This is a genomic window from Hydrogenispora ethanolica (assembly GCF_004340685.1).
GTDB classification, from domain to species: Bacteria; Bacillota; UBA4882; order UBA8346; family UBA8346; genus Hydrogenispora; species Hydrogenispora ethanolica.
Window position 1 is genome coordinate 21,458 of record NZ_SLUN01000023.1, and the last position, 24,728, is coordinate 46,185.

The 24,728-nt window shown below is 56.9% G+C and carries 22 protein-coding genes and 1 pseudogene; 4 read left to right on the plus strand and 19 right to left on the minus strand.

What is annotated here, in order from left to right:
• Positions 1-201 precede the first annotated feature (201 nt).
• Positions 202-1,809 (plus strand): peptide chain release factor 3, encoded by a 1,608-nt coding sequence (locus EDC14_RS17155; RefSeq protein ID WP_132015538.1) that lies wholly within the window; start codon positions 202-204, stop codon positions 1,807-1,809.
• Between the two features lie 87 nt (positions 1,810-1,896).
• On the opposite strand, the gene EDC14_RS17160 is transcribed toward EDC14_RS17155, so the two are convergent.
• The 8 genes and pseudogenes from EDC14_RS17160 to ygiD all read right to left on the minus strand — a co-directional run bounded on the left by EDC14_RS17160 (position 1,897) and on the right by ygiD (position 8,774).
• The gene (locus EDC14_RS17160) at positions 1,897-2,706 is read right to left on the minus strand and encodes a phosphotransferase family protein (protein ID WP_165908092.1); all 810 of its coding nucleotides are present in this window, start codon (positions 2,704-2,706) and stop codon (positions 1,897-1,899) included.
• Positions 2,707-2,757: 51 nt separating this feature from the next.
• Complete coding sequence (locus tag EDC14_RS17165; RefSeq protein WP_165908093.1) at positions 2,758-3,978, minus strand: acyltransferase family protein; 1,221 nt, start codon at positions 3,976-3,978, stop codon at positions 2,758-2,760.
• Positions 3,979-4,097: 119 nt separating this feature from the next.
• Positions 4,098-4,808, minus strand: a pseudogene (locus EDC14_RS17170) (aspartate/glutamate racemase family protein).
• A gap of 63 nt (positions 4,809-4,871) precedes the next feature.
• A complete protein-coding gene (locus tag EDC14_RS17175) occupies positions 4,872-5,396 on the minus strand; it encodes a GNAT family N-acetyltransferase (protein ID WP_132015541.1) in 525 nt (174 codons plus the stop codon).
• A 607-nt stretch (positions 5,397-6,003) separates the two neighbouring features.
• Complete coding sequence (locus EDC14_RS17180; RefSeq protein ID WP_132015542.1) at positions 6,004-6,411, minus strand: DUF2000 domain-containing protein; 408 nt, start codon at positions 6,409-6,411, stop codon at positions 6,004-6,006.
• 289 nt (positions 6,412-6,700) lie between these two features.
• Complete coding sequence (locus tag EDC14_RS17185) at positions 6,701-6,937, minus strand: EamA family transporter (protein ID WP_132015543.1); 237 nt, start codon at positions 6,935-6,937, stop codon at positions 6,701-6,703.
• A 94-nt stretch (positions 6,938-7,031) separates the two neighbouring features.
• Positions 7,032-7,850, minus strand: coding sequence for an AraC family transcriptional regulator (locus tag EDC14_RS17190; protein WP_132015544.1), 819 nt, complete (start codon positions 7,848-7,850; stop codon positions 7,032-7,034).
• A 99-nt stretch (positions 7,851-7,949) separates the two neighbouring features.
• Complete coding sequence (gene ygiD, locus EDC14_RS17195) at positions 7,950-8,774, minus strand: 4,5-DOPA-extradiol-dioxygenase (RefSeq protein ID WP_243662987.1); 825 nt, start codon at positions 8,772-8,774, stop codon at positions 7,950-7,952.
• Between the two features lie 484 nt (positions 8,775-9,258).
• Here ygiD and EDC14_RS17200 point away from each other — a divergent pair, with 484 nt between their 5' ends.
• Positions 9,259-10,836 carry a mannitol dehydrogenase family protein gene (locus EDC14_RS17200; protein WP_132015545.1) on the plus strand — a complete coding sequence of 526 codons (1,578 nt, stop codon included), beginning with the start codon at positions 9,259-9,261 and terminating at the stop codon, positions 10,834-10,836.
• A 132-nt stretch (positions 10,837-10,968) separates the two neighbouring features.
• Here the strand turns inward: EDC14_RS17200 and EDC14_RS17205 are convergent, their stop codons facing one another.
• The 10 genes from EDC14_RS17205 to EDC14_RS17250 all read right to left on the minus strand — a co-directional run bounded on the left by EDC14_RS17205 (position 10,969) and on the right by EDC14_RS17250 (position 21,161).
• Entirely contained in the window at positions 10,969-11,931 is a 963-nt protein-coding gene (locus EDC14_RS17205; protein ID WP_132015546.1) for a substrate-binding domain-containing protein, read from the minus strand.
• 107 nt (positions 11,932-12,038) lie between these two features.
• Positions 12,039-13,016 carry an ABC transporter permease gene (locus EDC14_RS17210; RefSeq protein WP_132015547.1) on the minus strand — a complete coding sequence of 326 codons (978 nt, stop codon included), beginning with the start codon at positions 13,014-13,016 and terminating at the stop codon, positions 12,039-12,041.
• Positions 13,013-14,530, minus strand: a complete 1,518-nt coding sequence (locus EDC14_RS17215; protein WP_132015548.1) for a sugar ABC transporter ATP-binding protein — start codon at positions 14,528-14,530, stop codon at positions 13,013-13,015. Before EDC14_RS17215 ends, EDC14_RS17210 begins: the two co-directional genes overlap by 4 nt.
• 12 nt (positions 14,531-14,542) lie before the next feature.
• The gene (locus tag EDC14_RS17220; protein WP_243662988.1) at positions 14,543-15,985 is read right to left on the minus strand and encodes an aldehyde dehydrogenase family protein; all 1,443 of its coding nucleotides are present in this window, start codon (positions 15,983-15,985) and stop codon (positions 14,543-14,545) included.
• Between the two features lie 274 nt (positions 15,986-16,259).
• Entirely contained in the window at positions 16,260-17,276 is a 1,017-nt protein-coding gene (locus EDC14_RS17225; RefSeq protein ID WP_132015549.1) for a LacI family DNA-binding transcriptional regulator, read from the minus strand.
• A gap of 467 nt (positions 17,277-17,743) precedes the next feature.
• The gene (locus EDC14_RS17230; protein ID WP_341540168.1) at positions 17,744-18,520 is read right to left on the minus strand and encodes a nitroreductase family protein; all 777 of its coding nucleotides are present in this window, start codon (positions 18,518-18,520) and stop codon (positions 17,744-17,746) included.
• Positions 18,521-18,607: 87 nt separating this feature from the next.
• Positions 18,608-19,069 carry an NUDIX domain-containing protein gene (locus tag EDC14_RS17235; protein WP_132015551.1) on the minus strand — a complete coding sequence of 154 codons (462 nt, stop codon included), beginning with the start codon at positions 19,067-19,069 and terminating at the stop codon, positions 18,608-18,610.
• A gap of 59 nt (positions 19,070-19,128) precedes the next feature.
• On the minus strand, positions 19,129-20,097 hold the full coding sequence (locus EDC14_RS17240) for a P1 family peptidase (RefSeq protein ID WP_132015552.1): 969 nt from the start codon (positions 20,095-20,097) through the stop codon (positions 19,129-19,131).
• 39 nt (positions 20,098-20,136) lie between these two features.
• Positions 20,137-20,445: an AzlD domain-containing protein gene (locus tag EDC14_RS17245; protein ID WP_132015553.1), complete on the minus strand. Its 309-nt coding sequence runs from the start codon at positions 20,443-20,445 to the stop codon at positions 20,137-20,139.
• The gene (locus EDC14_RS17250; protein ID WP_165908094.1) at positions 20,442-21,161 is read right to left on the minus strand and encodes an AzlC family ABC transporter permease; all 720 of its coding nucleotides are present in this window, start codon (positions 21,159-21,161) and stop codon (positions 20,442-20,444) included. Before EDC14_RS17250 ends, EDC14_RS17245 begins: the two co-directional genes overlap by 4 nt.
• Before the next feature lie 698 nt (positions 21,162-21,859).
• Here EDC14_RS17250 and EDC14_RS17255 point away from each other — a divergent pair.
• Positions 21,860-22,903: an agmatine deiminase family protein gene (locus EDC14_RS17255; protein WP_132015555.1), complete on the plus strand. Its 1,044-nt coding sequence runs from the start codon at positions 21,860-21,862 to the stop codon at positions 22,901-22,903.
• Positions 22,904-22,916: 13 nt separating this feature from the next.
• Positions 22,917-23,777, plus strand: a complete 861-nt coding sequence (gene aguB, locus EDC14_RS17260) for an N-carbamoylputrescine amidase (RefSeq protein ID WP_132015556.1) — start codon at positions 22,917-22,919, stop codon at positions 23,775-23,777.
• A gap of 14 nt (positions 23,778-23,791) precedes the next feature.
• Here aguB and EDC14_RS17265 read toward each other — a convergent pair whose 3' ends face one another.
• A complete protein-coding gene (locus EDC14_RS17265) occupies positions 23,792-24,607 on the minus strand; it encodes an alpha/beta hydrolase (protein WP_132015557.1) in 816 nt (271 codons plus the stop codon).
• Positions 24,608-24,728 lie beyond the last annotated feature (121 nt).

The window sequence follows — 24,728 nt, forward strand, 5'->3', positions numbered from 1 at the left end:
TGGATTCTTTTTCGTTACCCAGGATACAGTATACCAAATTGTCGGGTTCCGTCCAAGTCCCTGGAAGACTTATTGGAGCATATTGGATAAAATTATCACTTGAGACCCCTTCCGCACCCTCGCCGGTTCATGATATAATATTTGATTGTTGTAGTACATGATGGACTGGGTCCATCGCGATTGGATGTTTGGAGGTTTATGATGCCGGATACAGAGCCGCTCTTACAGGAAGAGATTCAAAAGCGCCGGACCTTTGCGATCATCTCGCATCCGGACGCCGGAAAGACCACCCTCACCGAAAAACTGCTGCTTTACGGCGGCGCCATTCATCTGGCCGGCTCGGTCAAGGCCCGCAAGGCGCAACGCCACGCCGTCTCCGACTGGATGGAGATTGAGAAGCAGCGGGGGATCTCGGTCACTTCCAGCGTCCTGCAGTTCGATTACGAAGGGTTCCGCATCAATATTCTGGATACCCCGGGCCACCAGGATTTCAGCGAGGACACCTACCGCACCCTGATGGCGGCCGACTGCGCGGTGATGCTGATCGACGTCGCCAAGGGCGTGGAGGCCCAGACAATCAAGCTTTTCAAGGTCTGCAAACAACGGGGGATCCCCATCTTCACCTTTGTCAATAAGTTGGACCGGGTCGGCAAGAACCCGTTCGAATTGATGGAAGAGATCGAAAAGGTGCTCGGCATCCGTTCCTACCCGATGAATTGGCCGGTGGGAATCCATGGTGAATACCAGGGCGTCTATAACCGCCGCAAGGCCCAGATCGAGCTTTTCGATACCGAGGGCGGCCACGGCCAGTACATCGTGCCGTCGACGGTCGGCAGCGTCGAAGACCCCTCTTTCGCCGAGCTGTTGGGCGAGGCGGTCCACCAGAATCTGAAGAGTGAGATCGAACTGCTCGACCTGGCCGGAGACGATTTCGATCTGGCCAAAGTGCGCCGCGGCGAGCTGACGCCGATGTTCTTCGGCAGCGCCATGACCAATTTTGGCGTCCGGCCGTTCCTGGAGGAGTTTCTGCGGCTGGCGCCGCCGCCCGCGCCGCGCCGCACCGACGCCGGGGAGATTGCCCCGGATGACGGACGCTTCTCGGCCTTCGTCTTTAAGATCCAGGCCAATATGAACCCGGCCCACCGCGACCGGATCGCCTTCGCCCGGATCTGCTCCGGCAAGTTCGTCCGGGGCATGGAGGTTTACCACCTGCAGACCGGCAAGCCGTTGAAGCTGGCCCAGCCGCAGCAGTTCATGGCCCAGGACCGGGCGATCATCGAGGAGGCCTATCCCGGCGACATCGTCGGCCTGTTCGATCCCGGGGTCTTCGGCATCGGCGATACCCTTTGCCCCATGGGCGATAAGTTCCGCTTCGAGGACTTCCCGGTCTTCCCGCCGGAGCAGTTCGCCCGGGTCCAGCCCAAGGATTCGATGCGCCGCAAGCAGTTCATCAAGGGAATTACCCAGCTGACCCAGGAGGGCGCGGTGCAGCTCTTCCGCCAGCCGGACTACGGCGTGGAGTCCTTCGTGGTCGGCGTGGTCGGCAGCCTCCAGTTCGACGTGCTCCAATACCGGCTGCAGGGCGAATACGGCGTGGATATCTATATCCAACACCTGCCCTACGTGATGGCCCGCTGGATCGCCGGCAAAAACACCCAATCGGTCAATCTCAGCGGCGATCTGCTGGTGCTGGACAGAAACGAAAAACCGGTGGCCCTCTTCCGCAGCGAATGGTCCTTCCAGAACACCGCCCAGAAACATCCGGAGCTGGAGTTCCTGGTGGTGCCGCGGCGCGGGCCGGAGGAATAAACCTGCCTGAGCGCAAAATTCAGATACAAAATCAAAATAATGTAGGACTGATTCGCAGTACGGATCAGTCCTTTTCACAGGTTTTTTTTATAATTCCTTCATGTATCGCTGAATCATCTTCAGCAACCACTCCGTTTCCCCGGGTACCTGCTCGCACAGCCGGGCGGCGGCCACCGGCAGCAGCCACACCGCGACCGCTTCGAACCCGATCCTGGCCAACCGCAGATACTCCTGCAAATAGACCGCTCTTAATAAACGCTTGACCGCTTTTAGCAGCACCTGGGTAGCCTTGGGGATATGCGGCGGCAGGTATGGCGAATCGAGAATCAGTACGGTCCGGGCCACATCGGCGCAGGGATTCCCGGCAGTGGCATTGCTCCAGTCGATCGCCACCCATTTCCGCTCTACGCCTAGGATGTTGTCGGGATGAAAATCGCCGTGGCAAACGCTGGAACCCTCCGGCAGCCGCCGCAGATGTGCTATAATCGGTGCTTGGTTCGCGCCCAGGCCGAATAGGGCGACGGAATCACGGATCGCGGACTCCATACGCTCCTTCTGCCCGGGCAAACCCGCGCCATTCGCCGCATGGATTTGCCGGTGAAACTTAGCCATCTGCCGGGCGTAATGCATGATCCGCCACGGCTTGGCTTCGATCCGGCCCAGCAGCGAAGGGCCGTCAAGGCGCTGATACAACAAGCCTTTCCGCCCATCGACATCGAACAGGCCGTAAACCGCCGGAGCGGGCACGCCGGCCGCGTGCACCGCCGCTCCTATCTCGGCCTCAGCCTCGATCCAAGCCGCGGGAACCCAATCATAAAAGATTTTCAGGACCCGCTCGTTTTCTAAGCGGTATACTTCAGCGGTCCTGCCCTTGCCGATCAAGATACCTTCCGGCATGGTTACCTCTTTTTTTCTCATTAAAGATTTCGAGCAGGAGTCTCCGGCGCTCTACGCCAATATCCGTCTCAGCCAGGGAATCCGCCGGGCCCAATAACTGACCCCGAAACAAAGCGGCACTACGACCAGTCCCGCCAGCACCGTTTTGAGCAACGGCATCATCGTAATCTTCCGCAACAACAGGGTTATCCCCACCAAAACGGGCGCATGCAAAACATAAACCCCGAAGGCGTTTTGCGAAAGGAAAGCGGCGATTCTTCCCTGGCGGTTCCATTTCTCGCGGAATAACACCAGTAAACCCAGACAGACTCCGCCGCAGAAGAACGACTCCCAAACCGCATAAGCCGCCGCCTGCCAATAAAAGCCGCCAAAGTAAGGCCGCATATCCCTAAACGCATCTCCCAATAACAAAATCGCGATCCAAAGCGGAATCCCCAATCCCAAAGCGGCTTTGAACCAAGCCGTTCCCAACCGGTACGGGATGTTCAGCAAACCATTGCGGCGGTATAAAATGATCCCCAGGCTAAAAAGGATAATATATTGCGGAAAAAAACAGAGCTGCATGTTGTAAACATCCGTCCCGATGGGCTGGACCAGCCGGACCAGAAAAGTCAGCGCGGCCATGATCAAAATGACGCAGCCAACTCGACCGTGGCTTGCCTTCAAAGGCTCTGAGCAATCCGTTGACGAAACGTTCTTGGCGACGCCAACGATTCGCAAAGCCGCATAACCGATGGAGAAGATGAGTAAAGCCCATGCAAACCACAGCGGCCCCGAGGAGCCGAGGAAGCGTTGCGAAAATAGATAGTTAAGGTATACGGAGAGCAGGTGCGCCGGAGTGTGATGGTCAAAATGCCAAATGATCAGCATTGTCAACGGATAGAGCACGCCCATGAACAGCAGGGCCGGAACGCCCAAGCGGATCGCGCGGTCCCCGAGGAACCGGGCGGCGCCTTTACGGTCATAAGAAGCCGGGACGAAATAACCGGCAATCAAAAAGAGCAGTCCCATAAAGTAGGCCTGCGAAAAGGAGACCGCCATCGTCAATACGATCCTGGAGACCGGGTCCACCGGATGGCTCTCGATGTAATACCAGCCGCCCACCTGGCCATAAGTATTGTTGAGATGGTGCAGGACGACCAAGACGATCATGACCCAACGGATGTTATCGATGAAAACCAGCCGTTCCACGGGCTGCACCGGCTGCCCGGCCATATCCGGGATTCGGCGTTGCAAGCCGGCTGCTTTACCGGGCGGTTTTTGAGTCGCCATGTCCATGCCCCCTATTCACTGGCAATTTGGTACCGTTTCAGCAGTTGTCCAATACCGTTACATGTCTTGCCCTATCCCCTTTTGACAATTTCATTCTAAAATCCCGCCATTTTTAATGATCATATTGGCTCAACATTCCAAGTGTCATCCCCCAGCGCATAATCCAACGCCGCCTCGGCATGCAGCGTCAAGGTGTCCAGGACCGGAACCGGGCAATCGGCCGGGGTGATGAGCAGCGGCAGCTCGGTGCAGCCGAGGATCACGCCATCGACGTCATAGGCGGCGATCATCTCCAACATGCGCCGTTTGGCGGCGGCTGTAAAGTTGTTGATGACCAGCTCGCCGAAGATGATTGCATCGATCTCCGCTTGATGCGGCGCGCTGGGAACGATGACTTCGAGCCCGTGCTCTTGAAAGACTTTCGGGTAAAAATCCGCTTGCATCGTATAGCGGATTCCGGTCAGCAACAATTTTTTCAAATGCAATTGGCGCGCCTTTTAGGCCGCCGTCCGGACGATGCTGAGCAACGGCAGCCGCACCCTGCGAGCCACCTCGTCGAAGACCGAATGGGGCGAGTTGGCGGCCATGATCGCAAAATCGGCGCCGGCTTTCTCCAGCGAAACAAGGCCCCGCACAATATAATCGATGTACTCTTCCGTTTTATGCTCGTTCTCCAAATCGGTGAAATACTGAAAATCAAGGCTCCGAATGATGATCTCCGGGTAGTAATAGTCCCGGTGCCGCTCATAATACAGCTCCGTTAGCTTCCGGTAATACTGAATGGTCGATGCCGAGCTGATGCCGCCCAAAATACCGATGACTTTTTTCATATTCTCCTCCGACTCCTTCGCAGTGATTTAACCACGGAAATTGTTTTTTGGGTTTCTATCCTCTCATTCAATTTCGATCCAATACCGCTGAATGAGCTTCCCGCTGTCATTGTCGAAAACCTCATTCTCCAAAACCCCGCCGTTTTTGAGGATTATTCGGGCCGATGCGACATTCTCGCGGTAACACCCGAGTAAAACCCTTTTCAGATTAAGGTTTTTGCACTCTGCGAGCGCCAATTTCAGGATGGTGGTCGCATATCCTTTTCTTCTCGCGCCCGGTCGGACGCCATAGCCGATGTTCCCGAAAGCCTCCAGAAGCAGATCATTCAGAGAATGCCGGATGTTGACGGCGCCTACGATCTGGTCCGTTTCATTGTCATAAGCCCAAAATGTTGTACTGGGAACGAAACCTTCCGGAACGTTTATCCCTCGGGAAAGACCCTCCAACTTTTCCACCAGCGCCTGAAAATCCGTGCAATCTTTTTGCAACACCCAAGGCTTCGGCTCCTCGCCGGAGGCCCGCCAATCGTCCAGCATTTCGCGGTATTGCGTTTGATACTGGATATCCGGTTTTACTAATTTTAACATATTGCTGTCCTCGACCAGATTATTTTTATGTGAAGGGTTCCGCCATAAAAAGCAATAAAACCAGCGCCGCCTGGACGTATCGTAATGCGCTTCCTTTTACCGAATGATATCCCTATAATTCCTTAACCCTTTCCATTTCCTTCCTCGAATTGCATGATTTATTCGATAAACGATTCCGCGTTTCCTTTCGTATAGTGTGAAAATCGGTTGAAACCTACCGCCTCCCCTTTTGAAAATGCCGTTCTCCATGAACCGTAGCCATGATTGCCGCGGTTCACCGCGTAACCAAACCAACTACGGCAGTGCTGTCAGGGTTCACTTCCATCCAAGATAAACTACGGCAGTCATCGCCATCCTTTTTTCATTACGGAATCAAAACGATTGTCCAGTCAGTCAAGCTCAGCTATTTCTCAGCGAATTGCGAATATAACCAATCCGGCGTAAGTTGATAGCGCTTGCCAAACCAAGGGAAATGAGATATAAAAAAACGCGACCACCGGCTGGTGCCGGGTGATGGTCGCGTCGGAAATGGGGTGACTTCCATGACCCGTCTCGTTCTTCTGCGCGATGGATCATGACACGATGATTGTCTGACGAAGGATTCCCATTACCTTAACAGTCGCATATTTCCGGTCAAGCGGTTGATCTGCGGCTCCGGCCCGAATAGGCAGATCCCGAGATATTGAAGGTCGCCGCCGCCGCTTCCCGCGAGCGACCGGGTATAATCCTCGTAACTTTTGGAACGTTGCGCCACGGAGCTGAAATCGATCACGCCGACAGCGGCATGCTCCGGGTCATATAAACTCTCCCGCAGCGCCTGAATCTCGGCGCGCGTGGCGCTCAATATGGGAATGCTCACCCCGGTGATTCCGGCATGCTCCCTCCCGTCGGCATCGGGAATGGCCGGTCCGATCACCGGCTCGATTTGATTGCCGAGGCTCAGACCCAGTACCGCGGCGGTGTTGGCGATCAAGCCGAGCGGCAATTGGGGATCGATCAGCATCACAATTTTCATCGTTTCATCCTCCATGAAATTGGTTTTCAGTGCGAAGGCGGGCTCCAGCCGGGGCTTTACGTCGCATCCGGGCCGTACCCGGTCCGATTCCGGCGGGGCAGCCACCGGCTTCCCGTCAAGAGACGGTTTCTCCGCTCCGCCACGAAGATCTCGCCCAGGATTAGCCCGGCGCCGAGCAGCACCAGGCCGTTACATTTCGTTCAATACCAGGCCCGAAGTGACAGCGGCACCCGATAAATATCGCTGCTGGTCTTCACCACCCCGATGGCTGGCACCGCCCGGTTCCACATCACGAAGCAAAGCAGGGAGGCAGCCAGCGCCAACCCGGCGAAATGCAACTCTTCCCGGAGCGCAAGGCGCGAGGCCGCAGGAATAACAGGCACAATAAAGCGATGGCAAAGCGCGCATAAAAGATGGCGACCGGAGATAACTCCCGGAGAATCATTTTGGTGGAGATAAAGGTGGTACCCCAGATCAGGATGGTGAGCACGGCCAGCAGATGGCCGAGGCAGGCGTGATTGCGCATGGTCCTTCCTTCCGCGACGGTTTTCCATTATCATAACGGTTGCGGAAGCAAGGGCCTAGTAAAAAATTGCGCGATTTTAGTTGAATTCGACTGGTTACCGCTGGACCCGAGAACCCATCGCGCGGCGGTAGCCGATGGGCGTGGTCCCGGAATATTGCTTGAAAGCCTTGACGAAATGGCTCTGGTCATAAAACCCGGCCTCCTGGGCAATGGCGGTGATCGAAGCGGCCCGGCGCCGCCGCAGTTCCTCCTTGGCGAAGTTGATCCGGAGCATCGTCTGATAGGCGTGGGGCGAGGTCTGCAACGTCTTCTCAAACAGCCGCACCAGGTGATACTTGCTCAAGCCGGCCTCCGCCGCCAGCTGATCCAGGCTGATCTTTTCCCGGAAATTGGCCCGTAAATACTCCTCGGCCCGCCGCACGGTCCGAAGCTCCCCGCAGGACTGGGAAGGCGGGATCTGAAAATAGCTTTCGAAGTCGAAGAAATAGCCGAGCTCCACGATGAGGCGGGTCTCCTTCTCCAGCGCCGGGAGATCCGTTTCCAGCGCGGCGATGAACTGCCGCGCCCGCTGGTAGTCGGAGAGCGCCAATGTTTTCACGGCGATACCGAGGTCGCTTTCGGCCTCGTCCAGCAGCGAAACGACCCACTCCCGCTTCAGATAGAGCATGTTGAAACGCCAGTGATCCGGATCTTCCGGGTTGCAGTCATGGATGGTCCGGGGCGGAATCAGGATGAAACTGCCCGGCCCGACCCGGTACTCCCGGCCGGCGCCGCCGACCCGGCTCGCGCCGTGGACCACCAGGCCCACCGAGAATTCTTCGTGGGCATGGCGCCGCGAGGAATGGATTCCCCCGTCGCAACTCTTGATCTCCAGGAACGGCAAGTTTTCGTCCCGGTAAAACCGCACCGCCATCGCCTGCCAACCCGCTTTCGTTTTGTCTTCCGCCCCAAAAGGAACCCCGGCGCCGTCCTTCCCCAACGGGTCACTGACGGGGCGTCCGTATTTTTGGAATCATTGTAACACAGATCCGCCGCCGTTTCGTTTACCTTCTCCTGAACAATTGCTCCTGTCCCGGCCGGTACCGCCAATCACCAAGCTGCGCATGGAGATCGACTTGTTCTGGAAGCTTTGATGCCATACCCGCAGCGGCTCGCCGGCCCCGGTCATTCCCAGGGCATAAAGCAGCGGCAGGTAATGTTCGTTGGTGGGAACCGCCTTGGAAACAGCCGCCCGCTCGACCAGCGCCGCATCGTCCCTCTGCTCCAAGAGCCGTTCCGTCTCCCGGTCAAAATCGGCCGCCCAGTCATACGGTTCCGCCTCCATATTGGCGAAGTCGGCCATCCGCAAATTATGGACAATATTGCCGCTGCCGATGACCAGAATTCCTTCCCGGCGCAAATGGCCCAGGCGCTTGCCCAGCTCCCAATGATAGGCGGGCGGCTGCCGGTAATCGAGGCTCAATTCGGCCGCCGGCCGGTCGGCCCGGGGATAGATATGTTTCAGGATGGCCCAAGCCGCGTGATCCAGGCCGCGCCGCGGGTCGCTTTGCACTCCGGAGTCCTTCAAAAGTCCGGCCAGTTCCGGGGCGCCCGGACAATCATAGCGTTCACGGTATAATACTTCCGGAAAACCGTAAAAATCATAGAGCTGATCCGGACGGGGCGCGCTCGTGAGGCGGGTCCCCTCGGTCAGCCAATGCGCGGAGATCACTAAAATCGCCCGGGGTTCAGGCAGTTCCTCCCCCAGCCCTTTCAGGCTGGCGGTGAAACCATTCTCCAGCACAATATTTAACGGGGAACCATGACCGATAAAGACCACCGGCATTAAATCGGGCACGAGGATCACCTACCCTTTTTATGATTGCTGATCCATTTCGGTCTGAATTCTTTTTTTCCTACCTAAAACCCCGTCCCGGAGCGCCGAGCGTCCAATTTTATGATCGTTTTTGTCATGCGCATGAGTTTCCATCCCTTGCCCCACTTGATCTTTTCGCGATTTAAAGCTATGATAAAAGCATCCCCCCATTAGAAGCGTTGTGATAAACCCTGTCCGAAGGCCAGGGTGAACACAAAAGCTCAGAAAAGCAAGTGATAAAGTCGTTTTAAATCTTTTTGCAAGCTGACTTCCGCTTCGAGAGACTTTATCACATGGCTTTTAGAAGCGTTGTGATAAACCCTGCCCGAAAGTCAGGGTGAACACAAAAGCTCAGAAAAGCAAGTGATAAAGTCGTTTTAAATCTTTTTGCAAGCTGACTTCCGCTTCGAGAGACTTTATCACATGGCTTTTAGGACAGTTGAATATAGAGGAGGCTTGCTTGACCATGGCTTATCAAGTACTCAACCAGCGGTTGCTCGAAAATGCTTCATTCTGGCAAGGAAAAAAGGTTGAGCTTCCCCAGTACGACCGGAAGAAACTCCCGGTGCGGTCGGTCTGTTTCTCGGCCGGAAAAATGGCCTACGGCCATACCGGGGACATCATGCAGGATCTGTTGAACGAAGACCCCTCCATCGGCGTCATGACGGGCGTGGAGACCTTCTCCCCCAAATATGTCACTGATCTGGCCGCCGCCGATTTCTTAATGACGCAGCTGATCTTCGAGAATGAAAAGGGCCGGGTGGTTCCCAAGGTCCAAGGGGCCATCGACACCATCCTCTTTCTCGACAGTTCCGCCACCAGCCTGGCCTGGGCCAGACTGCTCGAATTGGCGCACGACCCGCGGCTGCAATTTGCGACGCTCAACGCCCCGGAGGGCGCTTACGGCGTCACCTACCACGGCGGGGAATTCGCCGAGCCCATCAATCCGGTTCTCGTCAAGGATATGGAGGAAGGCACCGTGAACTCCGACGCCGCGAAATGGACTACTTTCGCCCTGGAGCGGTTCAAAGCCGGTTTGAAACTGGCCATGGTCAGCTGCACCAACTTCTCGGGCAACGGCCATTATACCGCCGCCACCTTGCGCACCGTGGCCCGGGCCTGGGAGGAGAAGGGTTTCGCCCCGGCCGGTTTTGTGAAGTATCTCTCCGATCCGGCGCAATTCTCCTTTCCGAACTGCATGATCGACCGGATCGCGGTGAATCCCGACGAGACCACCGGCGCAGTCATGGCCGGTCTGGGCGTCAAATCGAACCTGGTGGTGACGGAGCGCGCCCGCTATTGGGCGGTCGAAGATATCTTCCCCGCCGGACGGCCGCGCTTCGAAAAGGCCGCCGGCGTCTTCATGGAGACCAGCTATGAAGGGGTCAAACGCTACGAAGACATGAAGCTGCGCATCCTCAACATGAGCCATTCGGTCTTCGCCGGCCTGGGGGTGCTCCTGGGCTACCGCGGCACCTATAGCATCTATCGGGCGATGCAGGATCAGGATCTGACCGATCTGATCGGGCGGATCATCGAGATCGTGATCCAGACCATCGAGCGGCCGCAACAGATGGACCCGCGGGAGTTCGCCAAAGCCGCCTGGGAGCGGTTGAACAATCCCAACATCCCCGACGATCCGATGCGGATCGCCTTCAACGCCTCGGCCAAGATGTTGCCGCGCTTCATGGACACCTATTATGCCGGCCTCCACAAAGGTCTGTCCCGGGAACAGCTGGACCTGGTGCTGCTCCCGGTGGCCGGCTTCATCCGGTACGCCATGGGCCTGGACGATGAGGGCCAGCCCTACCGCCTGGAAGACGATCCCCGCAAAGATCTGCTGGCGGCGTGCGGTTCCCGGGCCAAATTGGGCGATCCCGCCTCGGTCGCCGCGTTTCAGGAGATCATCGCCAACCGGGGCATCATGGGCGAAGATCTTTATCAATTCGGCGACACCGGCAACCGGATGGCGGCCATGGTCCAAAAGATGCTGGCCGGCCCCGGCGCCGTCCGCCAGGTGGTACGGGAGTATTTGGGGAAATAATCCTTTCCGAATCAAGTTTTTCGGACGCAAAAGAGCCGGGGCCTAAAAACCCCGACTCTTTTTTCTGTTATTCCCCGCTCCGTCAGGCGGGCTGACATCATCCATGCGCCGCCCTTCCGGCAAAAAAATCCCTTAAAATACGCTATCGGGATTATAGTACCGCGCGGCGTTGGAACGGATGATCCGCGGCGAATCGACCACGGTCTTTTTTGGCGCCCTGCAGCCCGCCAAAATCGCCATTAACCGGTTGAAGCCCGCTCTGCCGATGATATCGGAATTATTCATGCCGGTGCATTCGAAATTAGTGCCGTCGATGATGGCTTTAATGGCTTCCTTCTGCCCGTCGACGCCGACGATGAAGATATCCTTTTCCCGTTTAGCATTCTTGATCGCGATCATCGCGCCCAAACCCATCGAATCATTCTCGCAAAGCACGGCGTCGATGTCTTTATGCGCCGCCAGGATATCCTCCATGACCTTGATAGCCTTTTCGGTATTCCATTCGCCCCAGCCGGTGGCCACCACTTTGATATCGGAATATTTCTTCAAAACGCTCAAAGCGCCGTTGGTGCGGGCCAATCCGATAGAGTTATCGGCCGGGCCGCCTTTGAGCAGCACCAAGTTGCCTTTACCATTCAACCGTTTTGCGATATACTCGCCGTTATTGACGCCGATCTGGTAATTGTCCGGACCGACCCAGCTGGTGTACTCGCCGCCTTTTAATTCCCGGTCGACCAGGACCACCGGGATCTTGGCCTTTTTCAGCGCGTTCAGAGCCGGAACATGCGATTCCAGGACGGCGCCGGAGATGATCACGCCCTTGACCCCTTTGCTGATCATATCTTCGATATCCGCCATCAACTTATCGGCCCGGCTTTGGGCATCGGTCACAAACAGCTGGATGTTGGGATAAACTGCCGCTTCTTCCTGAACCGCCTTGGACATTCCGGAGAAATACGGCGCGCCCAGCGTAAAATTGGCCATTCCAATCCTCAGCCTGTTACTGGCGGTAGCGGCGGAGATCGGATTGGACAGGGTTCCCGTGACCAACACCAGCACGCAAAGCAGGACAAAGAACAACTGATTCCGTTTCATCGAAGATTACCTCCCTTTTATTTTTGTTTACCCTTGCAGACAGCGAAAAACTTCCCTCTGTATCACCTCCGTTGTTCATCCTTCGAAGACCGGGTCTTTCGAGCGCGTCAGCGTTTCTCCTCGCGGCGGGCCACGATGGCGGCAATGATGATCAAGCCTTTGATGACTTGCTGCGGATAGGACTGGATATTCAATAAATTCATGATGTTGTTGATCAATCCCAGCGTAACGACACCGATCAATGTTCCGGGCACATTGCCGATCCCGCCGTTGAAGCTGGCGCCCCCGATGACGCAGGCCGCAATGGCATCCAGCTCAAAACCGGAACCGGCCATCGGCTCGGCAATATAGAGCCGCGAGGTCAAGACGATTCCGGCCAGCGCGGAGAGCGCGGCGCAGATCGTATAGGTCAACAGTTTAATCCGGTTCACCGGGATCCCGGCCAGGCGCGCCGCTTCTTCATTGTTCCCGACCGCGATGACCTCCCGGCCGAAAGTGGTCCGCTTCACGATGAAATGAATGATGAGCGCCACTCCCAGCATGATCAGCACCGGATAGGGAATGATCCCCAGGGTTCCCCCGCCGAGCTCGGTAAACCGCTCATTGGATACCTGAATGGGGGTTCCGTTGCTATAGATGAATCCCATCCCCCTGGCGATGGTCATCATCGCCAGGGTCATGATGAACGGCGCCATCTTGGTCTTGGTAATAAAGAAACCGCTGATGAGGCCGGGCAAGGCTCCCGCGATCAGCGCCAGGGAGACCGCCTGATACAACGGGAGTTTCAGTTGCAATCCCGCAACCAGGGCCCCCGTCAGCGCCAAAACCGAGCCCACGGAAAGATCGATCCCGCCGATGATAATCACCAGTAACATCCCCATGCTGATGATGCCGTTGACTGAGACTTGCTTTAAGACATTGATCAAGTTGTTTTGGGTAAAAAAGGCGTCAGAGATCAAGGCCGAGATCACGACAATGATGCCGAAGATGATATACATGCTGTAACGGTTCCAAACCTCCAGGCACTGCTGTCCGAATGGGATGCCTTGATTTTCCGAGGCAATGGTCGTTGTCTTAGTATTCATTCGCTCACCCCCATGGCGTGTGCCAAAATTTTTTCTTCGGTGGCTTCCGGCCGGTCGAATTCGGCGACGGTTGCGCCTTCGCGCATTACGATGATCCGATCGCTCAAGCCCAGGATCTCCGGGAGGACGCTGGAGATCAGCATCACCGCTTTGCCGCGCGCCGCCAGTTCCGCCACGAAATGATAGATCTCGACCATCGTGCCCACATCCACTCCCCAGGTCGGCTGATCGAGGATGATCACCTTGGACTCGGTCAATAGCCACTTGGCTAGAGCTACTTTTTGCTGGTTGCCGCCGCTGAGCTGTTTTACCAGTTTCCGCGGCTCATTCGGTTTTACGGCCAACTTTTGAATCACCCGGTTCACCGCCGCCGCTTCCCTGGACTCCGATAGAACCGCCAATTTGCTGAACTGCGACAGACTGGCGGCGCTGACGTTATGTTCGATGCTCACATCCGGAAAGAGTCCGTCTTTCTTGCGATCTTCCGTGAGGAAAGCGAGTCCGGCGGCAATAGCTTCGCGGGGCGAGCGAAATGAGACCGGTTTGCCGTCGAGCATCATGCTTCCGGCGCTTGTCCGGTCCGCTCCGAAGACGCAGCGGGCCACTTCGGTCCGGCCGCTTCCCACCAGCCCGGCGAATCCCAGGATCTCGCCTTCATGCAACGTGAAATTGACGTGGTGGATCCGATTCTCCCCCGCCAAATCCCGCACTTCCAGGATGGGCCGGCCTCTTTGGCGAATGCGCTTCGGATAGAGATCTCCCAACTCCCTTCCCACCATCAATTGAATCAGCTCATCCTTGGTGGTGGACGCCGTCGGACGGGTATCGACCACTTGCCCGTCCTTTAGGATTGTGACCCGGTCGGCCAGGGTAAAAATCTCCTCCAGATGATGCGAGATGAAGATAATTCCGGTTCCGGACTGCCGTAACCTCCGGACCACCCCAAAAAGACGTTGCGTCTCTTCCTCCTCCAGCACCGCGGTGGGTTCGTCCAGGATCAGGAGCCGTGGTTGCTCGGCCACCGCCTTGGCGATCTCCAGCATCTGTTTTTCGGCGACTCCCAGGCTATTGAGGGGCTTCCGGACATCCAACTGAAACCCGATCCCTTGCAACAGCTCTTCCGCCCTGCGGTAGCACGCCTTCCAATCCACCAGGCCCGGCAGTCTCGAATGCCAGCGGCCCACCAACAGATTCTCCCCTACCGTAATGTTGGGGAATAGACTGAAATCTTGGTACACCACCCGGATTCCCAGCCGCTGGGCAGCCGCCGGCTCCTGCAGTTCAATTTTTTTGCCGTCCAGACGAATTTCGCCGCTGTCCTTGCGCACCGCGCCCGCCAGGATCTTGATGAGCGTCGATTTTCCGGCGCCGTTCTCCCCGACCAGCGCATGAATCTCGCCGGCGTGGACCTGAAAATCCACATTCCGCAAGGCGATGGTGGCGCCGTAACGCTTGGTGATTTGATGGGTGGCCAGGACCGGTAGGACCGGAGTTTCTTGCACGGCTGTTTCCATTCTCAAAACCTCCTATGCACTGGGGAAAACATTATGAAAGATCACGCTTTTCAGCTCGGTCATTTCTTCGATGGTATGATGGATCCCCTCCCGCCCTTTGCCGCTCAGCTTGACGCCGCCGAAGGGCAGGTTGGCGGCGCGCAAGGCGCCGGTCCAGTTGACCACCACTCCCCCCGCTTGGAGTCTCATGGCAAAATCGATGGCGCGCGAGATATCCCGGGTGAAGATTCCCGCCTGCAACCCATAAGCGCTGTCATTAGCGAGTTGCAACGCTTCCGCCTCGGTCCGGAAACCGATCAGCGGCACCACCGGCCCGAATACTTCTTCTCGAAACACGGCCATCTCCCGCGTGACAGCGCTCAGAACGGTCGGACTGTAAAAATTGCCGTTGCGGCTGGCGCCGAGCAATACCCGGGCGCCTTGGGCGATCGTCCGGTTTACAATCTCCTCGACTTCCTTCGCGGCGGTCTCATGAATCAGCGGTCCGACATCCGTCGCCGGATCCAGCGCGTCGCCGACTGTCAACTGCGATGCCCGCCGGAGCAACAATTGGGTGAACTGCTCGCGAACCTCCTCTTGGATCAGAACCCGCTTGACCGCGCAGCAGATCTGACCGTTGCCCCGGGCCAGTCTCCCCAGGACAACCGCTTCGGCTGCTTTCTCCAGATCGGCGTCGGCGAAGACCACGCTGACGTCGTTTCCTCCCAGTTCCATCGTGACCCGCTTAATGGTCTGGGCCGCCAGTTCACTGACGCGCTGTCCGGTACGGGTACTGGCGGTGATGGTAATCAGATCCACCACCGGGCTGCTGGCCAGGGCTTCCCCGACCACCGAGCCGGGCCCGGTAATCATTTGAAAACCATCGGCCGGCACTCCCGCTGCGAGCATGAGTTCGGCGATGCGCAGCAACGTCAACGGGCACGCCTCCGGAGGCTTGACGATCAGCGCATTGCCGGCGGCCAGCGCCGGAGCGGCTTTATGCGCGAATAACTCCACCGGATAATTGAAAGGGACGATCGCCGCCACCACCCCAATGGGCTGGCGGACAGTATATGAAAAATGGCGCTCGTTGCCGGGCTGCGCGTCCATGGGGATCACTTCGCCGATGATCCGTTTCGCTTCTTCGGCGAAACCTTCGAAGATGTAGGCCGTGCATTGAATCTCTTCGCTGGTCTGCCGCAACGGTTTGCCGTTCTCCCTCGCCAGCAAGGCGGCCAGTTCCGTCTGGTTCTCCCATATCAACTCCGAAGACCTCTTTAGCATTTGATACCGCTGATATGAGGAGAGTCCTCTCATAACCGTTTTTCCGGCATCGGCCGCTTTTAATGAATTCTCTACATCCTCCGCTGTCGCCAGCGGAACGGAATCAATGGCTTCGCCCGTCGAGGGATTGATCACATTCCGGCGTCTTCCGTCCGAAGCCTCGCACCATTTGCCTCCCATCAGTATCTTCATCAACCGAACCTCCTATTGTATACGTATACATTACAATATATGTATTCGCTTGACCGAATTTTTTTCCTGCTAATTCTAAAAAATTATGAAAATTTTGTAATAATTTTGGGACATTACGGACTTGATATTCTGAAAAAACGGGCGGAATTATGTTTTAATGGGGAAAAACCGAATCAATTATAATTTCAATTTTGAGGGTCAGTCTTTGATAAAATCAGAACTACCTTAGTCTTGCACCTCCGGATAGATAATGCCGCAAAGCGTCTGTATACGATTACATTGATGGCGAATGCTTGGGCTGAGCGCAAGATGAACGGATTTGAAGCGCCGTTGGCAAGACCACCTGCCGGACCGGTCGCTCCGAATTTCCGGTCAGGCGCTCGAATAACATTTCCGCGGCGCTCCTCCCCATCTCCGAGGTAGGGCGGTTAATCAAGGTGATCGGCGGCGAAAGATATCCGGCCAGTGAAAAATCGTCAAATCCCAGCAAAGAAACGTCTTTGGGAATCGCCATTCTGGCATCGGCCAATGCTTTATAAGCCCCCATCGTCATTAGGTTGTTCGCCGCAAAAATCGCAGTCGGCGGGGCGGGGAGCCGCATCAGTTCCTGGGCGCCCAAATATCCGCCTTCTTCGATGGCATTGCCGTTCACGATATATTCCTCGAGGACTTCCAGACCCGCTTCCTGCATGGCCAGGCGATAGCCGTTCAAGCGTTCTTCGCCCAGTGAAATATCGGTCGGCACATGGATAATGGCGATCCTGGCGTGCCCGAGCCGTTTTAGATACTCAATTCCTTGGGCGACCCCTCCGGCGTTGTCAATGGTCACACTGTCGTATTCCCCGCCGGTCGTCAAACGGTCGATCAGAACCACCGGAATGTTCATCGCTTGAAACTTGGCCAGTTGCTCGCTGTCCCGGGTGACCAAGATAGCCAACAATCCATCGACCCGTTGTTTGAGGAGCGTTTCCAGGGCGGCTTCCTCCCGCAACCGGTCCTCACTGGTGTTTTGGATGATCATGTTATACCTGTATTTGGCGCAAACCGCTTCGATGCCCGAGAGTACCGCCGGAAAGAACGGGTTGGAGATATCCGGCACTAAAAAGCCGATGGTCTTCGTATTGGCCATTTTAAGGCTCCGGGCGATGACATTCTGTACATAACCATGCTTGGCGATGACTTCGTTCACCCGTGCCGCCGTCTCCGGGGACACACTGGGATCATGGTTGATCACTCTGGAAACCGTCGCCGATGAAACACCCGCCAGTTTTGCAATCTCGCGCTGATTCAAATGATTACGCTCCCATTCAAGGATTATCGCTCAATCCAACAATCTATTGCAAAATCATATCACATATTCAAACGACTATCAATTTTCCTTTGGGCAGCTGAAGCAACTTCCTTGGCTTATCCAGGCCGCGCACGGCTAAGCGTTGTTGAAATGAGTCTTCGGAAAGTTTGGGAAGCTCCCGGCCGGCCAGCGTTTTTCAGTTGCGAACCGGGTCTCCAATTACTTTCTATTATTTTCCTCCTTTTCCTGCCGAGAACCCCAAATCAGAAGCGGCGCTCCGATTTTTCCGGCGTCACGGAGCCGATCCCGCATTTCCGGGAACCTTCCCCAAGCGCTTATAAAAAAACCTGCACTCATCCGGCAGGTTCGATCCATTACGAAACGATTAAAATGAAAAGTGTATCGAAAACAATTTTGGTCCATCCCGCGAGAGGATTTGAAATAAGGAACCTCGCGGCGATACTTCCCTATTCCTCTTCCCGCCAGGCCCGGAGGATCGCCCGGACCGAGCGGTTCATCTCCAGCATGAAACCGGCGTTGAACTTGCGGACGTACATGTGCTGGCCGATATTGGCCGTATCGCCGATGAAAGGCTGATTGTGGAACTCCCGCTCCGCGGTCTCCCGGAACATCGCCGCGAAATCGTCTCCGTTCAGCCTGCGGTAGCCGTCCCGGTACACGACGGCCTCCATGGGGAAACGGGGAGGCTGGCGCCGCGCCCGTTGCTGTTCGGTCGGATATCCGAAACACACCATCGTAATGGGGAAGACGTATTGCGGCAGTTGCAACAGCTCGCGGTGGATCTCGTAGTTCTCCATAATATCCCCGATATAACAGGAGCCGAGCCCATGGGACTCGGCGGCCACCACCGCCGTCTGGGCCGCAATCAACGCGTCGCAACAGGCCAGAAAGAGATCGCCCTCCGCCGGCCGGCGCATGGCTTGGCCCTTGGCCGCGCAGTATTCGGGGACCCCGCAATGCTCAAAATAATCGAACCAGCGTTGGTAATCGGCCAGAAAAAGCAGCACCCACGGCGCCGCGGCGATAAAAGGCTGATGATCGCAGGTCTCCGCCAAACGCTCCTTGAGCGGCTGCGCCGCGATCTCGATCACCGAATACAACATCATGTTCCCCGCGGTGGGCGCGCGAAGCACCGCCCGGAGGATCTCCTCCCGCACCGCGGCGGGGATCGGCCGTTCCTGATACGCCCGGACCGAACGCCGGTCGAGCAACGTCGTCATCATGGGATTCACCGCTGATCGCTTCCTTTCCTACAGCCTCTCCCAAGGCCGTTCTCGTGCTACGCCTTCGTAAAGCCGGACCCGGCCGGATTAACCGGCATCGCCCAGATAAACCGGACCCAACAGCACCCCGTCCTCCATGAGCAGTTTCTTCAGGGCTTGCGGATAGAGCCGGACTTTGCCGAATTCGTTCAGGGCCAGCCAGGCGATGCCGGTCTGATAGCTGTCGGGCACTGCCCCGTTTTGCGGCATCGCGCCCGGCCGCAAGGCGCATTCGTACATGAACTCGATCTGGTGCAGATCGCCGTCCCACTCCGCGAACTCATGGTTCTTGCCGATATACTCCCGGATGTAGCGCAGATCGCCGATCTCGATCTCGGCCCCGATCTCTTCCCGGCATTCGCGGCGCAGGGCTTCGTGCAAGGTTTCGAACGGCTCCTGGCCACCGCCGGGCAGCAAATAAAAATCGCCCCACGCGTCCCGATTCTTGGTGCACAGCAGTTTGCCGTCTTGAATAATGATGGCCTTGGCAGAATTGCGAAGTCCACGCATGATGATCACTCTCCCTTTCCGTCGCCGCCTCTTCTCGAATCGCGGCGTTGCTTGCCGGATTACGGCAACTCCAGGGCGGACCGGCCGGGAATCCCCGCCAGCGAATCGGCGGCCCGCACCGCCCGTAGCACCGCCTGCTCCATGGCCTGGGCCGCCAACAATCCGACCACGCTGATATCGGCTTCGAGCATGCCGGTACCGATGGCAAAAACCGTATCGCCATCATACAGGGTGTGCGCCGGCCGGATGGTCCGGCCGTACCCGTTGTGGGCCATCCCGGCGACCTTAGCGGCTTGCGCCTTGTTCAGGATGGCATTGGTGGCCACCACCCCGATGGTGGTGTTGCCGCAGAAAGGATTGGGTTTCCGCTCATACTGGCCGATCATCACCTGTTCCGTCCCGATGAAACTCCGCCTGTCGTCGGCCAGCGCCCCGGCAACGATCCGGCCGCTCGCCGGATCGACCACGTCGCCCAGGCAGTTCACGGCCACCAGGGCCCCCACCATGAGCTCGCCGGCCCGGTAGGCCACGCTGCCGACGCCGCCTTTCATGGCGAAATTCATGCCCCGGATCTTGCCCACCGTAGCGCCGGTTCCCGCTCCGACGCTGCCCTGCGGACAATCGTCGGCGCTCGCCTGCAGGCAGGCCTGATAACCCATGGCCGCGTCCGGCCGGACCCGGAAATCGCCGCAGGCCAGATCGAACAGGACCGCGCCGGCCACGATCGGCACCCGGGTCACCTGGACATCGAAGCCGATCCCCCGCTCCTCCAGATAACGCATGATCCCTCCGGCCGCATCGAGGCCGAAGGCGCTGCCGCCGGTCAGGAGCACCGCATGAACCCGGTCGACCAGATTCAAGGGATTTAACAGATCCGTCTCCCGCGTCCCGGGCGCTCCGCCCCGCACGTCGACGCCGGCCACGGCTCCCGCCTCGCAGAGTACTACCGTACAGCCGGTGGCGGCCTTCCGATCCTGCGCATGCCCGACCTTGATACCGGGGATCGCGGTAAACTGGATGGTTTCCATGAAATCTTTCACTCCGTTACAGTTCCGATTTTTCGCAGTTTATCCCACTTGCAGCCACAACATGAGAAAGGCGACTCCCACTCCGGAGGCCACCGCCGGGATCAGACCTCCCCCCAGCCAGGCGCAGAGCCCGGACGCGGCCAGCCCGAGCGATGCCGCCAGCGGATGGCCGGGAATGGCCTGAAAGGCGCCGGGGATGATTAGGGCTCCCAACGCGGTATATGGAATATATAACAAAAAGCGGCGGACGAAGGGCGGCAGCTTCCGGTCCGAAAGCGACAGCAACGGTATCAGGCGGGGTAGATAGGTGACTGCCGTCATCCCCGCCACCAGTAAGAAAAGCTTCACGCCCGTTCCTCCTCCATTTCATCCTCTTTTCGGAAAGCGGCTCCCAGGCACGCCGCGATCAGCATGGCCGCCACCAGATTCCAGCCGCCGGACAGCAGATTCGCCATGCCCAACAGGGCGTTGATGAGTCCCGCTCCCAACGCTAGGGCGGCGATGGACCGGGCTTTTTTACACTGGGGAATCAACAACGCCACAAACATCGCATACAAGCCAATTCCCAAACTGGCTTGGACCAACGGCGGCAGGATCCCCCCGATCAGATAGCCGACCGCGGTGCCGCTGACCCAACCGCTGTACGCGGTTACCTCCAAGGCCAGCAAGTATGGGATGGTCAGGCCACCCTCCTGGGTGGCGGCCACCGCGAAGGTTTCGTCCGTGACTCCGAAAGCCACCAGCGGCAAGAAACGGCGGTTTCTTCCCTCTAACCGGGCAGCCAGCGAAGCGCTCATTAACAAGTGCCTGAAGTTCAGCAGCAACGTGGCGATGATGATCTCCCCTATCGCCACCCCGGTCTTCAACAGGTTCAATGCCATGAACTGGCTGGCTCCGGCAAAAACAAAGACCGAAAAGGAGAGGCTCCCGCCGAAGGTCAGCGTGGCGGATTTGGCCAGCAGTCCGAAGGCTATTGCAATTGGAAAGTACCCGACCAGGATCGGAAAGCCGGTCCGGAACCCGTCCCCGGCGTGAAGTCCGGGGGCTGATGATTCTTTGCTCACCAATGTCCTCCTTGCATTCAAAAAGTCGAAGCGCTCCCGAACCGGGGCTGCCGTACGCCGGCAGGAGCGGCTGGCTTTGACCGGCCTGGATCATGTCTAACATGATTTATCATAGCAAACCGGTTTGGGTTTTACAACCGGAACCGGGAGTATCTCGTCATTGTAACATTTTTGTAGGGATTGGCCACGATTTTTTCGGCTCATCTTTACGGAAGGTCGAAATTTGTTTGCCTTTCAGCACAAAATCTATTGTCGTTCGGGTAATTTCTGTTTAAAATAAAACCAGCTCTTTTAAAAGCCATGTGATAAAGTCCTCAAATTCGGAAATCATCCTTTCAATGGACTAAAAAACGACTTTATCACTTGCTTTTCTGAGCTTTTGTGTTCACCCTGACCTTCGGACAGGGTTTTTCACAACGCTTTTAAAAGCCATGGGGTAAAGTCTTTCGAAACGGAAGTCAGCTTGAAAAAAGATTTAAAACGACTTTATCACTTGCTTTTCTGAGCTTTTGTGTTCACCCTGACCTTCGGGCAGGGTTTATCACAACGCTTTAAAAGCCATGGGATGAAGTCTTGGGAACCGGAAATCAGCTTGCTAAAGGGATAAAACGATTATCCCTTGCTTCCCTGAGCTTTTGTGCTCACCCTGGCCTTCGGACAGGGTTTATCACAACGCTATTAATGAACGAGGTGCATGAATGAATCCGACCGACTACGGCTTTTATATGCCGCCCGAATGGGCGCCCCACAGCCGGACGATCATGGAGTGGCCCACCCCGGACGCGGGCTGGCCCGAACCCTTCCCGGCGATCCTGCCCGCTTATACGGAAGTGGTCCGAACCATCGCCCAATTTGAGCCGGTGACGCTGATCGCCAATCCGGAGCTTCTGGCCGAGGCGCGAGTGCATTGCGGGGAGTTCGCCGCCGTTTTGCCGCTAGAGCACAATGATTCCTGGGCTCGCGACAACGGCCCAACCTTTGTGGTGAACGGACAAGGCCAAATTGCCGGGATTAACTGGATTTTTAACGCCTGGGGCGGCAAGTTCCCGTTCGAAAAAGACAACCGGATCGCGCCGCGGCTGTTGGCCCACTTCGGCGTGGCTTGTTTCGACGCGCCGCTGGTAATGGAAGGCGGCTCGCTGCACGTGGACGGGGAAGGAACCTTGCTGACCACCGAGGAATGCCTGCTCAATCCGAACCGCAATCCCCAGCTGACCCGCTCCCAAATCGAAGACTACCTGGGGAAATATCTCGGCGTCGGGCGGGTGATCTGGCTGAAAAACGGCTGGGTCGGCGACGATACCGACGGCCACGTCGACAATGTGGCCTGCTTTGCCGCACCCGGCAAGGTGATTGCCCAAGTCTGCTCCGATCCCGGTGATCCCAACTTCGCCGTCTCCCAGGAAAACCTGGCGCGCTTGCGGGCGGCAACCGACGCCCGGGGCCGCTCCCTGGAGATCGTCACCATTGAACAACCGCCGGCCACCGTTTATGACGGCGTCCGTTTGACCTTGAGTTACTTGAATTTTTACTTCGTGAACGGCGGAATCGTCCTGCCGGTCTTCGCTTCCCCCCGGACCGACCGGGCGGCCATCGCTACCTTGACTCGGCTCTTCCCGGAACGGCGGATCGCCAACGTGGACGGACTGGTGGTCGCCAGAGGCGGCGGAAACGTCCATTGCCTGACGCAACAGATGCCGCTGGGCCAGCCGGCCCGGTTGGATATTCGCAAATCGCTTTGATGGGGGTAAACCAATGCGCAACATTGTCGTCGCAGCGACGCAGATGAGCTGCTCCTGGAACATTGAGGAAAATATCGCCAAAGCCGAGCGGATGGTCAGAGAGGCCGCCGGTTCCGGAGGCCAGGTCATCTTGCTGCAGGAGCTTTTTGAAACTCCTTACTTCTGTCAGGAGAAACTGCCCCAGTATTACCAATACGCCCTGCCGGCCGCCGAGAACAAGGCCCTTGACCACTTCCGGCGGATCGCCCGGGAACTCCGGGTGGTGCTGCCAATCAGCTTTTATGAGCGGGACGGAGCCTCCCGCTACAATTCCCTGGCGATGATCGACGCCGACGGCAGCGTCCTCGGCATTTACCGCAAAACCCACATTCCCTGCGGTCCCGGGTATGAGGAGCGGTTTTACTTCGAGCCGGGCGACAGCGGTTTCAAAGTCTGGCAGACGCGTTTCGGCAGGATCGGGGTCGGCATCTGCTGGGACCAATGGTTTACCGAGGCCGCCCGCTGCATGGCTTTGCAAGGCGCGGAGCTTTTGATGTACCCGACTGCCATCGGTTCGGAACCGGACCGGCCGGAAGTCGATTCCAAGACTCATTGGCAGATGGTGATGCGCGGCCATGCCGCCGCCAACATCATGCCGGTGGTGGCTTCCAACCGGATCGGCAGCGAAACGGTGGGGGGGTCGACCGTTACCTTTTACGGTTCCTCCTTCATCGCCAATGAAATCGGGGTAAAAGTGGCCGAAGCCGGCCGGAACGAGGAGACGGTGCTGCTCGCGGAGTTTGATCTGGATCAGCTGGCGCAATACCGCGACTACTGGGGGATCTTCAAGGACCGCCGGCCGGAGATGTACCGGCTGATTAGCGATAATGAATGAATATCCCGGCATCCTTAACGGATGCCGGCCAAAAACTGCTGAATGCTTTCCCAGTAATCCGCGCTATCAAAAAGGTCATTATGCCCTTTGCCTTTGATCGTTGCAAGCTGCTTTGGCCCGCGCCATTCTTCAATGAGCCGCATGGAATGGGACGGCGTGACCATGCGATCTCGCTCGGCGATGATCGCCAATAAGGGGGTTTCGATATGCGGCGCAGATAATATGGCTTCATATCGATCCCTCAGGATCTTTTCCACCGGAATGAACGGGAATTTCCCCTTGGCTACACTCAGGATGCTGTCATACGGTGATACCAGAATGACTCCCTTGGCCCATCTCCGTCGGGCTAAAAAGGTGGCCACACCCGTTCCCAAACTTCTTCCCATCAGCACAATCCATTCCTGATCGATATCTTCCCGGCTGGCGATAGAGTCGTATATCCGCAGGGAGTCACCCAAGATCTTTTTTTCACTGGGTCTTCCCTGACTGAATCCATAACCGCGATAGTTGATCAACAAAAACGACCAACCCTCCATGTTGGCCGCTTCCTCCACCACCGCCGACAGCTCGTCGCCCTGTCCCCCAAAATAGATCACCAGCGGCGCCTTTGGTAACGGCGAGTTTTTTACCAGCCATCCATGAAGCTTTGTTTGGTCATCGGTTAAAATTTCGATGCTCTCCACCCGAGGACCCAAGGCTTCGATCCTTTTCAAATGGGTCTTGGATGCCCGTTTCCTGGTATACAAGATCTGCTCTTGAAACAGGAACAATAGTCCAATGGCGAGACCCCAGACGATCAGAATGCCGATCAATAGTTTTACGATAAGCATTATTTTGCTTCCTTTGCTTTCAGCCTTCAACCTGGTTTCCGCAGATTCGCTTTATTGATCCGCCAAAAGACGGGCCCTATCAAAGAACTGTTTTAGAAGCGTTGTGATAAACCCTGTTCGA

Bases quoted from the DNA above. Each gene is read 5' to 3' on its own strand.
- EDC14_RS17155 (WP_132015538.1), top strand. From the start codon at position 202: ATGCCGGATACAGAGCCGCTCTTACAGGAAGAGATTCAAAAGCGCCGG.
- EDC14_RS17160 (WP_165908092.1), bottom strand. From the start codon at position 2,706: ATGCCGGAAGGTATCTTGATCGGCAAGGGCAGGACCGCTGAAGTATAC.
- EDC14_RS17165 (WP_165908093.1), bottom strand. From the start codon at position 3,978: ATGGCGACTCAAAAACCGCCCGGTAAAGCAGCCGGCTTGCAACGCCGA.
- EDC14_RS17175 (WP_132015541.1), bottom strand. From the start codon at position 5,396: ATGTTAAAATTAGTAAAACCGGATATCCAGTATCAAACGCAATACCGC.
- EDC14_RS17180 (WP_132015542.1), bottom strand. From the start codon at position 6,411: ATGAAAATTGTGATGCTGATCGATCCCCAATTGCCGCTCGGCTTGATC.
- EDC14_RS17185 (WP_132015543.1), bottom strand. From the start codon at position 6,937: ATGCGCAATCACGCCTGCCTCGGCCATCTGCTGGCCGTGCTCACCATC.
- EDC14_RS17190 (WP_132015544.1), bottom strand. From the start codon at position 7,850: ATGGCGGTGCGGTTTTACCGGGACGAAAACTTGCCGTTCCTGGAGATC.
- EDC14_RS17200 (WP_132015545.1), top strand. From the start codon at position 9,259: ATGGCTTATCAAGTACTCAACCAGCGGTTGCTCGAAAATGCTTCATTC.
- EDC14_RS17205 (WP_132015546.1), bottom strand. From the start codon at position 11,931: ATGAAACGGAATCAGTTGTTCTTTGTCCTGCTTTGCGTGCTGGTGTTG.
- EDC14_RS17210 (WP_132015547.1), bottom strand. From the start codon at position 13,016: ATGAATACTAAGACAACGACCATTGCCTCGGAAAATCAAGGCATCCCA.
- EDC14_RS17215 (WP_132015548.1), bottom strand. From the start codon at position 14,530: ATGGAAACAGCCGTGCAAGAAACTCCGGTCCTACCGGTCCTGGCCACC.
- EDC14_RS17220 (WP_243662988.1), bottom strand. From the start codon at position 15,985: ATGAAGATACTGATGGGAGGCAAATGGTGCGAGGCTTCGGACGGAAGA.
- EDC14_RS17230 (WP_341540168.1), bottom strand. From the start codon at position 18,520: ATGATGACGACGTTGCTCGACCGGCGTTCGGTCCGGGCGTATCAGGAA.
- EDC14_RS17235 (WP_132015551.1), bottom strand. From the start codon at position 19,069: ATGCGTGGACTTCGCAATTCTGCCAAGGCCATCATTATTCAAGACGGC.
- EDC14_RS17240 (WP_132015552.1), bottom strand. From the start codon at position 20,097: ATGGAAACCATCCAGTTTACCGCGATCCCCGGTATCAAGGTCGGGCAT.
- EDC14_RS17255 (WP_132015555.1), top strand. From the start codon at position 21,860: ATGAATCCGACCGACTACGGCTTTTATATGCCGCCCGAATGGGCGCCC.
- aguB (WP_132015556.1), top strand. From the start codon at position 22,917: ATGCGCAACATTGTCGTCGCAGCGACGCAGATGAGCTGCTCCTGGAAC.
- EDC14_RS17265 (WP_132015557.1), bottom strand. From the start codon at position 24,607: ATGCTTATCGTAAAACTATTGATCGGCATTCTGATCGTCTGGGGTCTC.